General features: G+C 65.7%; 13 protein-coding genes and 1 other RNA gene. 5 read left to right on the top strand and 9 right to left on the bottom strand.

Annotation, left to right across the window (positions count from 1 at the left end; all coding sequences use genetic code 11):
- Positions 1-14 precede the first annotated feature (14 nt).
- Positions 15-1,496 (top strand): CYTH and CHAD domain-containing protein, encoded by a 1,482-nt coding sequence (locus tag A5790_RS05705; protein ID WP_066841787.1) that lies wholly within the window; start codon positions 15-17, stop codon positions 1,494-1,496.
- Positions 1,497-1,502: 6 nt separating this feature from the next.
- Here A5790_RS05705 and A5790_RS05700 read toward each other — a convergent pair whose 3' ends face one another.
- The 4 genes from A5790_RS05700 to A5790_RS05685 are packed head-to-tail and all read right to left on the bottom strand — an operon-like array spanning position 1,503 to position 4,808.
- On the bottom strand, positions 1,503-2,504 hold the full coding sequence (locus tag A5790_RS05700; RefSeq protein ID WP_066841828.1) for a hypothetical protein: 1,002 nt from the start codon (positions 2,502-2,504) through the stop codon (positions 1,503-1,505).
- Positions 2,505-2,509: 5 nt separating this feature from the next.
- Entirely contained in the window at positions 2,510-3,853 is a 1,344-nt protein-coding gene (locus A5790_RS05695; RefSeq protein ID WP_066841827.1) for a peroxidase, read from the bottom strand.
- Entirely contained in the window at positions 3,850-4,254 is a 405-nt protein-coding gene (locus A5790_RS05690; protein ID WP_066841786.1) for a nuclear transport factor 2 family protein, read from the bottom strand. The genes A5790_RS05695 and A5790_RS05690 overlap by 4 nt, the downstream gene beginning before the upstream one ends.
- On the bottom strand, positions 4,251-4,808 hold the full coding sequence (locus A5790_RS05685; RefSeq protein WP_231987607.1) for a hypothetical protein: 558 nt from the start codon (positions 4,806-4,808) through the stop codon (positions 4,251-4,253). The genes A5790_RS05690 and A5790_RS05685 overlap by 4 nt, the downstream gene beginning before the upstream one ends.
- 358 nt (positions 4,809-5,166) lie before the next feature.
- Between A5790_RS05685 and A5790_RS05680 the strand changes: the two genes are divergently transcribed.
- Complete coding sequence (locus A5790_RS05680; protein ID WP_066841785.1) at positions 5,167-6,024, top strand: bile acid:sodium symporter family protein; 858 nt, start codon at positions 5,167-5,169, stop codon at positions 6,022-6,024.
- A 60-nt stretch (positions 6,025-6,084) separates the two neighbouring features.
- On the opposite strand, the gene rnpB is transcribed toward A5790_RS05680, so the two are convergent.
- Positions 6,085-6,503, bottom strand: an RNA gene (gene rnpB, locus A5790_RS05675) — RNase P RNA component class A.
- A gap of 59 nt (positions 6,504-6,562) precedes the next feature.
- Between rnpB and A5790_RS05670 the strand changes: the two genes are divergently transcribed.
- Genes A5790_RS05670 through A5790_RS05660 form a run of 3 tightly spaced genes read left to right on the top strand, consistent with a single transcriptional unit; the run spans position 6,563 to position 7,965 of the window.
- On the top strand, positions 6,563-7,018 hold the full coding sequence (locus tag A5790_RS05670) for a helix-turn-helix transcriptional regulator (RefSeq protein ID WP_066841784.1): 456 nt from the start codon (positions 6,563-6,565) through the stop codon (positions 7,016-7,018).
- A gap of 9 nt (positions 7,019-7,027) precedes the next feature.
- Positions 7,028-7,465, top strand: a complete 438-nt coding sequence (locus A5790_RS05665; protein ID WP_066841783.1) for a VOC family protein — start codon at positions 7,028-7,030, stop codon at positions 7,463-7,465.
- A 5-nt stretch (positions 7,466-7,470) separates the two neighbouring features.
- Positions 7,471-7,965: an isoprenylcysteine carboxylmethyltransferase family protein gene (locus tag A5790_RS05660; RefSeq protein ID WP_066841825.1), complete on the top strand. Its 495-nt coding sequence runs from the start codon at positions 7,471-7,473 to the stop codon at positions 7,963-7,965.
- A 382-nt stretch (positions 7,966-8,347) separates the two neighbouring features.
- Here A5790_RS05660 and A5790_RS05655 read toward each other — a convergent pair whose 3' ends face one another.
- The 4 genes from A5790_RS05655 to A5790_RS05640 form a co-directional block, all read right to left on the bottom strand.
- On the bottom strand, positions 8,348-8,986 hold the full coding sequence (locus tag A5790_RS05655) for an LpqN/LpqT family lipoprotein (protein ID WP_231987606.1): 639 nt from the start codon (positions 8,984-8,986) through the stop codon (positions 8,348-8,350).
- A gap of 190 nt (positions 8,987-9,176) precedes the next feature.
- The gene (locus tag A5790_RS05650) at positions 9,177-10,613 is read right to left on the bottom strand and encodes an HNH endonuclease signature motif containing protein (RefSeq protein WP_066841781.1); all 1,437 of its coding nucleotides are present in this window, start codon (positions 10,611-10,613) and stop codon (positions 9,177-9,179) included.
- A gap of 109 nt (positions 10,614-10,722) precedes the next feature.
- Entirely contained in the window at positions 10,723-11,349 is a 627-nt protein-coding gene (locus tag A5790_RS05645) for a class I SAM-dependent methyltransferase (protein ID WP_066841780.1), read from the bottom strand.
- Positions 11,336-12,292 carry an NAD(P)/FAD-dependent oxidoreductase gene (locus A5790_RS05640; protein ID WP_066841779.1) on the bottom strand — a complete coding sequence of 319 codons (957 nt, stop codon included), beginning with the start codon at positions 12,290-12,292 and terminating at the stop codon, positions 11,336-11,338. The genes A5790_RS05645 and A5790_RS05640 overlap by 14 nt, the downstream gene beginning before the upstream one ends.
- Positions 12,293-12,295: the final 3 nt, after the last annotated feature.

The raw sequence follows: 12,295 nt of genomic DNA, 5'->3' as shown, positions 1-12,295 counted from the left end.
ATCTGTCTCGCACCATGGGCAAATCCAGCGACAAGTCGACGCGGCATCTGGAGGTCGAGCGCAAGTTCGACGTCGGCGAATCGACCGTGTCACCGTCGTTCGAAGGGTTGTCCGCGGTAGCCCGGGTCGAAGGATCACCTGCGCACCATCTGGAGGCCGTGTACTTCGACACCCCCGATCACGACCTCGCGGCGCGGCGCATCACGCTGCGCAGGCGCACCGGTGGTTCGGACGAAGGATGGCATCTCAAACTTCCCGCGGGCCCCGACGCCCGCACGGAGGTCAGGGAGCCGCTCGGTGATGAGAGCGAGGTGCCCGAGGCGCTGCGCGACATCGTGCTGGCCATCGTGCGCGACCATCCGCTGCGTCCCGTCGCGCGCATCTCGACCCGGCGCACCGTCAACATGCTCTACGGTCCCGACGGGACGCCGGTCGCGGAGTTCTGTGACGACCACGTGACGGCGTCGGCCGGACCGGGCGGTCCGGAGCAGGCGTGGCGTGAATGGGAACTCGAACTCACCGACGGCGCCGACCGGGAACTGCTCGACCGGCTGTCGAACCGGCTGATCGACGCCGGCGCCGAAGCCGCGGCCAGCGGTTCGAAGTTGGCGCGCGTCTTGGCGGAGTCGTCGGCGCCGGAGACTGCCTCCGCATCGAGCGACGCCGTGCACCGGGCGGTGGCCGAACAGGTCGAGCAGCTGATCGAGTGGGACCGCGCGGTTCGCGCTGACGTGCCGGACTCGGTGCACCAGATGCGGGTGACGACGCGCAAGATCCGAAGCCTGCTGCAGACCTCCCGGGACGCGTTCGGCATCTCCGACGACGCCTGGATTCTCGACGAGCTCAAGCAACTGGCCGCAATTCTGGGAGTGGCGCGGGATGCCGAAGTGCTGGCCGAACGCTATGAGGAGGCCCTCGATGAGTTGCCGACGGAGTTGGTCCGCGGGCCGGTGCGGGAGCGGCTGGTCGACGGGGCCAACCGGCGCTATGCGGCTGGACTGCGCCGGTCGCTGATCGCCATGCGGTCCCAGCGTTACTTCCGGCTGCTCGACGCGCTCGAAGGGTTGGTCGCCGCGGAGCCGGCGCTGTCACAGGACGAAGATGAGCGCACCCAGGCGACGATCGGCGCGGCCTACAAGCGGGTACGCAAGGCGGCGAAGGCGGCCGCCGCGGCTGAAGCCGACGACGACAAAGACGAGGCGTTGCATCGAATTCGCAAGGGCGCTAAACGTCTTCGATACACGGCCGCGGCGACCGGCGAGTCCAAGGTCTCGGATCGGGCCAAGAGCATTCAGTCGCTGCTCGGTGACCACCAGGACAGCGTCGTCAGCCGGACCCACCTCAGCCAGCAGGCCGACGCGGCGCACGCCGCGGGCGAGGACACGTTCACCTACGGTCTGCTCTTCCGGATGGAGGAGGAACTCGCGCACCGCTCTCGGGAGCAGTTGGACGGCGCGCTGAAGAAGCTTGCCAAGGCGGTGCGCAAGGCGCGCTGAGCCCGGTCAGGTCATTGTTGCGAGGTTGTACCAGAGGTTCTTGAGGCTGTCTGTGCCGCCGAACAGGGTGGTGAAGTGGGTGGAGTCGATGAGCACGATATCGCCGGCACGCTTGCCTATGGGTGGCATCCAGATCAGCGCGTTGAACTCAGTGTTCCCCGCCGCGGTAAAGGGATGCGGCCGGTTCGGGTCGACGCGCTGGCGTCCGAGCACGACCAAGTCCTTGCCTTCCGGCGCGGTCAGTTCGTAGTGCGGCAGGTGCGGGTGGAAATTGAGGGTGCTGACGTTGTCCAGCAACCGCGGACTGTCCAGGTCTGGGAATCCGGTCAGCGGCGCGATCTCCTTGGTACCCTCGACGACAGCGGGACGAAGCCCCCACGTGTTGTGCACCGGCACGTCGAGGGCCTTCATCAGCGACCGGGTATACGCGGTGAAGCGTTGCTGACGTGGCACAAGCCGGTCGCCGTGGTGTTCGTACTCCACCTGGCGCTGCTCTAAATCATCGGTGAAGCCGACATCATGATGCGGGGCGAGCAGCAGGCAGGTGCCCTCCCGCTGCAACCATGCCTCGATCGCGGCGATCTCCTCGGGCGCGGCTACTTCCTGGGCGAGCAGGTGGTCGAGCCCGAACACCATCAGCGTGTCGGTGTCGGCGAGAATCCGCTCGTCGATCGGGAGCTTGTAGCCGGCCTGGTCGATGCGCTGGAAGACGGCGACGGAGTGGCCGGTGGCCTCCTCGGCGACTTCCTGGAACGCCAGGGCGGACCGGTGAAAAAGCTCGAGGGTTCCCGCGACGCCCTGCAAAAAATTCGCCTCGTTGTACTCGGGCGTTTCGTAGGCCGGCCATAAGACGTTGCGCACCTCGGTGATCGTGGAGAACCGGTTCTCGATCACCTCGGGCGGCCGCTGCGCCTCCCAGGGATAACTCCATGTCCAGTAGATGCTGATACGCCGGCCGCCACTGTGCGGGCGGGCGACGTGGCTCTGATTGTAGGTGCGAGCGCGCATCATGATCAGTCCTTCGATGGTTGAAGCGACGCCAGGTAGCGCATGGCGTTCAGCCCGGGCAGAAAGAAGTAGGCGCCACCGGTGAGGGTCGTAAACGCGGGAAGTCCCTTGTACACCTTGCGGATCGGGCGCTTCGGGACGGTGAATTCCAGAGTGCCGTCCTGGGTGCCGGCGATCGGGTCGTGTTCGTTGCCCAGTTCATGGAAGGCTTTGTCGTTGATCCACACGTTCTGCGCGAACTCGAACTGACGGACCAGGTCGGCGCAGATGATGAACGCGGCGATGCCTCGATCGGCGCCGTCGTCGGGTGCATCGTCAGGAAGCGCTGCTCCGTATGTCGCGCCACGCCGGATCATCCGACGCCGGTTCATGTTGTGAGCGGTGTCGCGCGGGTTCAGCCGACGGGCGTGCGAGCCGAGTGGGCACGCGTAGCCGAACGGGTCCATCTCCTTGTAGTTGAAGTCGTTGTTGCGCATGGGATCCGCACCCAGCTCGGGATCATCGTGGTCCGGCGCGAGCACAAGCGGTGCACCGCTGCGCCAACGACCCATGAACTTCGCGGCCATCAACTCCTGACCTTCGGAGGTCTCCCCGTGTTCGCGCAGATAGTCCCGGAAGCGTCCGACGTGTTCTTGCAGCCGGCGGTAGGCCATGTAACTTCCATTGCGGGAAAGCACTTCGGGTTGGGGGAGATTGACGACCGGCCCGTTCTCGTCGGGGTAGCCCAGGATGAACTCCCCCGGTTCCAACGGATCCCCCGATCCGGGGGTGGGTTCCTCGCCGGACCCTTTCATCACCGGCTGAGAGAGCCGATCGCGGAAGCCGAAATGGTCGTGCGCGTAATTGAATGGCGGTGTGGCGTTCAGGTCGAGATGCGACAGGCTGCGCACCCCGTCGGTGCGGGCCAGCAGCTTGTTGTGCTCGTCGATCGATTTTCGGCACTGTTCGTCGGTGCGCGAGAACAGGATCGCGATGGCGTGCAGGTCCTCGCCGGCCAGTTCGCCGACCCAGTGTTCGGGTGCATTGGTGCCGTTGTCGCCAAGAATGTCGGCGCGCGCGGCCATCCCATCCCGGAAAGCATCGGGGAAGCTGGCCAGCGCGTCCTCGGGTACGCCGAGCGCGCGCAGCCCGGTCCACGTGAACGCCAGGGTGACCCAGCGGTCCGAGGAGTCGAGGGTGGCCTCTACATCGGCGGCCGACTGCACCTTGTCCAGCAGTTCCGACAGCCACGCCCGCCCGCCCGCCGCATTTTCGAACGTGAGGAACTCGTAACGGCCGGTGATCGCCGGAGTGCGCGTCAGCAGTATGTGCTGAATATCGTCGAGGTCGAGCGTGGTCTCGTCCGTCACGCTGCGCGCCGGCCCTTCGCCCACGCCCACGCCGCTAGGCGCCACCCGTCGGCGCTGCGCCGCAGCGCCACCGTGAACGTCGCGCCGGTTTGGGTCACCGTCGTTCCGTTGAGGTCGAACGTCATCTTGGCCGGCACCACTACATACGCGGCGTCGCCCGTGGTGTCGTTGTGCACCGGCTCACCGATGCTGACGTGGTAGCCCGACGCACGCAGATGTTCACCTTCGGCCAGCACGTCGCGGTACCAGTCCGCCGCGGCCGTCGGCCCGAGCCAAACGTGAGGCGCCATGCCGTCGAGGATTGACCCGTCCGCGTCGAACGCCGCCGACATCGCCGACGGATCGCCGGCGTTGAACGCGTCCAGGTATGCCTGAACCGCAGCGAGTGGGGTGCCCGTCACTGCATCTGGTCCAGCATGTCGGAGAATGAATCCTTCAGCCGCAGCGCCTTTTTTATCTCGTCGGCTGTCACGTACGGGTACTCGCCGTACTCAACGAAGCTCGGCACGTGATGCTCGCGGACAAATTGGACGAATGAGGCGGGATTCTCTTTCCAGTCCTCTGGAAAACCCACAAGATTGGTGAACACCGTGTCGATACCGGTCTTACTGAACAAGGCCACGGCGTCTTCGGTGTACTTGTCGAAGTCGGTGTCGAAGATGCCTTGATACTGGAAGTACAGGTCGTCACCGACCGGTATTAGTTGCCATTTCAGGTAATGCAGCTTCAAGACTTCCAGCACCGTCGGATCGGCCGTTACGGCAGCCTCTAGCGTTCGGCCGTGCTCGCGGATGGCCTCCTCGCGGCCGGGCAAAACTTTGGCGAAGATCGTAAACCCGTAGCAGGCAGGCGTTCTGGGGAAGATCGGCCCGTATCGGCCGCGCTGCTCCTCGAAGTAGCCCTCTTTGGGGATGGCCATCATCGCGGGTTTGGTCCAGTTTTGATCGCTGGGCATGAGCAGCTCCTAAATCTCGACCCCCGACCAGCCGGACAGTAACACCGCCGCAGCCGCTTCATCTGCCGATTTCCCTGGCTGTCACCAATGCACTGCCGACCCGCTCGGCGCTGTTCGCCCGGCCGAACTGGCGTGGCCTCTGTTGCAATGTCAAACAATCGCGACAGCCCGATTGCCGCCGATCGCGCCCGGACAGCGGAAACGCATTGAGAGACACCGCGGCCTGAGTACAGTGCGGGTGCAGCCGCAGTCTTGATCCTCGCGGCCGGCGTCCGATCATGAAGGCGGACCGAATGTTTGGGAGAACACTCACCCGACGAATAGCGTACGGTCCGCCCTCAGAATCGAGGTCAGCGCCATGATGGCCGTCCTGCAGCATGCCGTGCCGATCGCCACCCTGATCTTCGTCGTGTCGAGCATGATTGCGATGGGTTTGGGTCTCAAGATCGGTGAGATCGCCGCTCCACTGCGCAACCTGCGCCTCGTGAGCCTCTCGCTGCTGGCCAATTTCCTACTCATGCCCGCCGTCGCGGTGCTCCTGGCGAAGGTGCTGGGCCTCGATGAACCCTTCGGCGTGGGTTTGTTGTTGCTCGGCGCCGCCGCGGGGGCACCATTCCTACCCAAACTGGCGCAGATAGCCAGGGGTGATCTCGCCTACGGCGTCGCGCTGATGGTGGTGCTTATGGTTATCACCGTCGCCTACCTCCCGCTGGTGCTGCCTCTGCTCCTGCCAGGCGTGTCGGTGAACTCAGGACAGATTGCCCGCTCGCTGATCGTGTTGATGCTGCTGCCGCTCGCCGTTGCGCTCGCGGTCAACGCCAAACTGCCCCGTGCCGCCGCCGTGGTCAGACCCTGGTGCGAACGGCTGTCCAGCCTCGGACTCATAGCCGTGGTGGTGTTGCTGGTGGTGGTCAACTTCCAGAACGTGCTCTCAGTGTTCGGCACCCGCGCCATCCTGGCCGGACTGCTGTTCATTGCAATTGGCTACGGGACCGGCTGGGCATTGGGCGGACCGGCCGCCGGCACCCGACCCGTGCTGGCATTGGGCACCGCCCAACGCAACATCGCCGCAGCACTGGTAGTCGGCGGACAAAGCTTCACCGACCCCAGCGTGGTCGTCATGGTCGTGGTCGTGGCCATCGTCAGCTTGCTGGTCCTTTTGCCGGTGTCGCGGCGGCTGGCACACCGCACCCCGGCCCGCGATGGAGCAGGTTAGCTGGTCCTCCCGTCGACATTCGCTCGCCGGACTCCGGACACACTGTGGACCGGTGCAGGGCGGATGAGTTGGCCTGTAAGCCGGATTCTGTCCCTCACCACCGCGGCTGACCGCGGCGGCGAGGTGGCGACCATCCATCTGGACACACCGTCGCCGGGTGCCTCGAGCGGCCTACCCGCAGGCTCGGGCGAGCAACCCTCGGACGTCTGCGCGGCCGCAACCAGGTTGCGGCCTTCTTGGCCTTGCTTCGGGTGGGGTTTGCCTAGCCACCCCGGTCACCCGGAATGCTGGTGCGCTCTTACCGCACCGTTTCACCCTTACCACCCCGAGTCCGAAGACCCGGTGGTGGCGGTCTGTTTTCTGTGGCACTTTCCCGCGAGTCACCTCGGATTGCCGTTAGCAATCACCCTGCTCTGTGAAGTCCGGACTTTCCTCGAAACCCAGGCGAACCTGGATCCCGCGGCCGCCCAGCCAACTCATCCGCTGGTTCAACGTAGCGCCTGTCGCCGCTGTTCCGCGAGTTCGACATACTTGGCGCATGGCACAGGTGCCTCCGGCGCGCTATCTGATGCGCGCCAAGGATCTGGTCGACGCGCGGTACGCCGAGGCGATCACCGTCGACGACCTCGCCGCGGCCGCGGGCCTGTCTCGCGCGCACTTCAGCAGAATGTTCACCCGCACCTTCGGCGAAACACCGCGCGCTTACCTGCAGACCCGCCGCCTGGAACGCGCCGCGGCGCTGCTGCGCAACACCGACCGCTCGATCGCCGACATCTGCGTGATGGTGGGCCTGCAGAGCGTGGGGTCGTTCACCACCAGCTTCGCCCGGGTGTACGGGCTGCCGCCGGCCGCGTACCGCGCGAGCCTGCCGCCGGCGGCGATCCACGCCCGGGTTCCGAGTTGCATCCTCAAGCGCGACACCCGGCCGCCCGCGGACAGTCGGGTGCCCAAGACAGCACACGGGGAGAAGACGAACAAACCCGGGCGATCGTAGCGTCGAGCCATGATCAAAATCGCAAGCGCCCACCTGTGGGTACATGACCAAGAAGCCGCACTGAGATTCTGGACCGAGAAGGTCGGTATGGAAGTGCGGCAGGATGTTTCACTGCCCGATGTCGACGGCCTCTTCCGATGGTTGACTGTCGGACCGCCGGGCCAGGACGACGTGTCGATCGTGCTGATGGCCGTACCCGGCCAACCGGTCATGGACGAGCCGACCCGTAAGCAGGTACTGGACCTGACGGCCAAAGGCTTCGCGGGCACCGTGTTTCTCACGACGGAGAACTGCCAGGCCTCCTACGAGGAAATGCGTTCGCGCGGAGTCGAGTTCACGGAGGAGCCCCACGAGATGCCCTACGGCATCGACTGTGGATTCCGCGATCCGTCGGGTAACAGCGTGCGCCTGACCCAACTCGCGGACATCTCGGCCATCACGGGGTAGTGCACGTGCGGACCAGCACCGCTGCACTCGCCTCGGCTGCCTTCTTCGTGATCGCGCCCGGCACCGTCGTCGGGGTCGGCCCGTGGTTGATCACGCGCTGGGAGCTTTCCGACGCTGCGGCGTGGCGCGTGGTGTTGGGCGGGACCGTGATCGTCGCCGGCCTGATACCGCCTATCCACGCGTTCATCGAATTCGTCAGGGCAGGCGGCACTCCCATGCCTGTTGCGCCGACCCAGCGGCTGGTCGTCACCGGGTTCAACCGGGTGGTCCGGAACCCGATGTACGTCGGTCTGATCATCGCGATCCTCGGCCAAGCAGTGCTTTTCGCCAACCTGTGGTTGGTGTTGTACGCCGCGATCGCATGGGTGGTCACCGCGTCGTTCGTGCGGTGGTACGAAGAGCCCACGCTAGTCCGGACCTACGGGTCGCAGTACGAGACGTACCGTGCAAACGTGCGCGCGTGGATTCCTCGGTTGACCCCGTGGACGGCGCCGTCGTGATGCTTTAGGCGGACGTCAGCCGCGGGGCCAAGTCGAGCGTGGCGCCGGGCCCGCGGGCGGCGCGGGACTGAGGTTCGCGCCGGGGACCTGTGAGTTCTGCCAAGCCGCGATGCACAGTCCGATCCGGCCCGGTTTACACCAGCCGCCGGTGCCCGAGACCCCAAGTGAGGTCTGGGACTGGTCCCAGCACACCCCGGTGCGCTGGTCCCACACCTCGCCGGCCGTACATTGCGCAACCGCCGCAGGCGCGGTCACCAGGGACGACGAGATCACTACGGCGCTGCACACCGAAGCCAACAGGGCGGCTGGAGCCGATGTCCGGATTCTCATATCGATGTGTCTCCGTCGGTAAGCGGGGTCCATGGGTCTCGGATGCCGGTGATCACGACGGGGGCCTGATGGTCGTCTGTTCGTCGATCACCTTGATGGCATCGAGCACCACGTTCTGCTCGCTTTCGGGGCTGTCCGCATTCAGCTGAAGGACGAATAGGCCGTCGGCGGCCGGCACGACGACCGTCTTTTGAGCGACGAATCGCGGCTTGCCGTTGTCCATGAAATTGCCGGCGAACGAAATCGAGTCGAAGCCGCCGAAGGAGCTCCTCGTGGGTTCTCCCAATGGTTTGAACTCGGCCATGTCCTCCAGCTGCTCCGGCGCGTACTCGAAGATCTTCGCCGCGTCGACGTTGCCGGTGAGTTTGGAGGCGATCGCGTACATGTCGGGCGGATCGTTGGGATCCTTGGGGGCGTCGTAGACGATGGCTCCGTAGGCCCACTCCGGCGTCGCCTCCCCCGCATCGCTCCATCGGGGTGGAATGGGGAAATCGAAATCGGGGGTTCCCGGCTCACCCGGTCTGATCGGCGTCTCGGCGATCCCGTTCTCGGTGATGTACTCGCTGATCGTGTCTTCGTCGTCGGCCTGGGGGCTGGGCGCGGCCGACGTGCCGGTCGTGCTCGTCGCCGAGGTCGTTGTCGTGGCAGCGGTGTCATCACTGGAACCACAGCCCACAAGCCCCAAGCTCAAAGCAACGGCGCAGAGACCAGCCGTCGTTCCTACAGGGAGATTTCTCATCGACTCCTGTCTCCTACGGTCGCTTGTCCGAATCACGAGGCAAGATCTGGACACGAGCTTAGGGCCGCGGAGACCGAATATTGGCAGGTTCATCAATTTCATGATCAATTGGCCCACCGGCAAGATGCGCGTGACGCCGAGTTCAGAACGGCGGTGGCTTGTAATTCGCGGCGAGCCACGCCTGATGTTGGCGTTGCTCTTCTCCGATGAGTTCGCTGCGTCGCCGTCGTTCGGTGTCGATGCGTTCACGGCGCACCTGTTCGCGGGTTTGCCTGCGGCGCGGCATCATCGCCATCCGCTCGGCGCTGTCGTTCGGTGGGGGCGCGGTGGCTCGGATGGCTCCGGTGGGTTGGCGCAGCACCGGGAACAAGCTCGCCCCGTGGGGTTCGGATCGGTACTGGTGTCCGGTCGGGGCGGTGAGAACGACTGCACCGTCAGGCAATTGTTCTTCCCGCCAGCCACCGCTGCCGCTATAGAACGTCTTGATCAGGTGATGAATGCGGCAGTAGTGCTTGGTGTTCGACGGATGCGTCGGGCCGTAGGGCCACGGCACCGTATGGTCCACATCGCAGCCCCACACCGGTTTGTCACAACCAGGCCAGCGACACGTCACGTCGCGCCACTGCAAGAACTCAGTCAACCTGGCGCCGGGACGATACCCGGCGCGCGCAGCGTCATCGGCTGAGGGCACGATCACCGGCTTGAGTTCAGCGTTGCGCGCCAGCTCACGCACCGACTCGGCAGGCAGAACCCCGAAACCGGGCAGATATCCCGGTTTTGCGCTGGTGCCCTCCACGGTGCCCTGCTCAGCCAGCACATGGACCACCGCAGCAGCCGCCTCGGCCCGCCGCCCAGCCGCCGGGCAATCGTCGAGCCCGCATTGGCAAGCCAGTGTGGCTTCCCGGCGCCCCAGCGGCCCGCACGCATCAGCGCGGCGCTGGGCCTTGGTGCGCGGATCGTTGTCGCACACCGTGGCCGCCAACGCATCCAACCCAGCATCGAGCGCGGCGCCATCTTCAGCACGGAGCTGTGCAGACATCAAGGCCATCCCCGCGACGTCGCCAGGATTGATCTCGACATAGCGGTGCTTGTCGGTTTCGGGCGGCACGCGCACCGCGGCCGGATCGAACTCGGCGATGAACACATCGATGCGATCGCGCAGTTTGGGTTTGGACAGCTTCATCCACTTCTCAACCCGCCACGCCAACGCCTCATCCAGGCCCACCATCACCTCGTCATCGACGTTCTGGGTGCGCGCGATAATCGTCGACACCATCCGATAGTCGATCACCCCCCGACGAAACCTCCGGAGCACCTGCGGAAGCCGATCCCGCAGGCTCAGGGCCATCTCGACCTGACTCACCGCCCGGGCGTGGCTGATGTTGTGTACCGCCGAGATCTCAGCTGCTACCGCCGAGATCGCATCAGCGACATAGAACTCGGCTCCAACCATCTCGGGGTGACGCCGCGCGCACAGCTCCCCCACTAACGACAACCGCCGTCCCGTCGCCGCGGCCTCCTCACGCGCCTCCTCACCCATCAAGGTGACCAAGTCCGCATCCGAAGCCTCTTCGAACATGCTTCCGACACTACGCCCGACCACTGACAAGTCTTAACGACGAAAGCATTTCTCTGTGAATGAGTTTCGGCCTGTGGAGAACCTCACTAAATGCGACCGCGACCGGCGTCTACCGGCGCCGCAGCAGGATCACGTTGTCGGACCACTGCGCCGGCTCGCCGTCCGGCGTCGTGACGTCACGCATCGGCGTACTGATCTTTGCCGGTTCCCATTCGGACTCCGGCAAGTTCAGCGCGGCCACGACCTCCTCGGGCGGTGTGAACGTCTGGTGGTGACCATGAAGTTCGGAAAGCCACGGCGGCGGTGTGCCGTGATCGACGATGAGCAGGAGCCCGCCCGCCCGGACCGCCCGCGCGGCCGAGCGGAAGATCGCCGTCCGGTAAAGCGGGAACGTCGAGTGCAGGAACTGCGCGTTCACCAAATCGAATTCGCCGTCGGGGAAGCTCTCCGACAGGTCGTGTTGCTGAAAGTCGATCCGGTCCCCCACCCCGCGCGCGACGGCATCGGTGGCCGCACGCCGCAAAGCGGTTTCGGCGATGTCGACGGCGACGACCCGCCATCCCCTCTCGGCGAGCCACATCGCGTCGCCGCCCTCACCGCTGCCCAGATCGAGCGCGGTGCCGGGCTCGAGGTCCGACACCATCTCGACGAGCCGAACGTTCGCCCGACCGCTCCAGATGCGATTGCGTTCGCTGTAGCGCTCCTCCCAATGCTGTTTGGCGTCAGGCGTTGACATGTCGGCTCCCTTCCGGAACGACTGCTGGAAAATCCGCTTCGACCAGGCTCTGCACGACAGCGGCCGCTGCCGCTGAACCAGCCGCCACCGCGGCGGCCACCTGCGGCATCTGCGCCACCAGGTCGCCTACGGCGAAAACCCCGTCCGCACTGGTGCGATAGAACGCGTCGACGTGAACCGGATTGTGCGCGACCGGAGTCGGCTCGCCCGTTGTGGCGCCGAGTTGTTCGGCCAGCGAAGTGCGCTGGTGAAGCGTCGTGGCGACCAGGATGCCCGCCCGGGGCAGCCGGCTGTCGTCGGTGAACACCACGGCCTCCAGAGTGCCTGCGGCACCTACCAATTCGGCCACCGGCCGTTCGTCGATCGTCACACCCGCAGCCGCCAGCCGCTCGCGCTGTGCGAGGTCGAGATCAGCGGGACCGTCGGTGAGCAGGACGACGTCGTTGCTCCAGAGACGCAGCAACAGCGCCGTATGCACCGCACGCTCACCGCTGGCCAGCACGGCCAGGGGCTGATCGCGGACTTCCCAGCCGTGGCAGAACGGGCAGTGGAAAGCGGACCGACCCCACAGCTCCGCCAGGCCGGGAAGCGGCGGCGGCCGGTACTCCATGCCAGTGGCCAACACCACCTTCCGGGCCCGCTCGACTCCGCCGTCGTCCAACCGCAGGACGAACAGTTCGTCCGCGCGCTCCCCGCCGGTGACTTCTGCCGCTCGCACTTCGACCGACGGATACGCCGACAACTCTCGACGTCCCAACGCGTACAGCTCCGCCGGCGGCCGGCCGTCGTGGCCCAGAAGCCCACCGATGCCGTGCGCGGGGAGGTTGCTCTGTGCGCCGCCGTCAATCAGCAGTGTGCGACGACGGGCCCGACCCAGCACCAGCGCGGCACTCAGCCCGGCGGCACCGCCACCGACGACCACGCAATCCCAAATCCTGTCCATGCG

Origin of the sequence: Mycobacterium sp. 852002-51152_SCH6134967, assembly GCF_001667105.1 — a bacterium.
Lineage (GTDB): Bacteria > Actinomycetota > Actinomycetes > Mycobacteriales > Mycobacteriaceae > Mycobacterium > Mycobacterium neumannii_A.
This window is presented reverse-complemented; position numbering and strand designations above follow the sequence as displayed.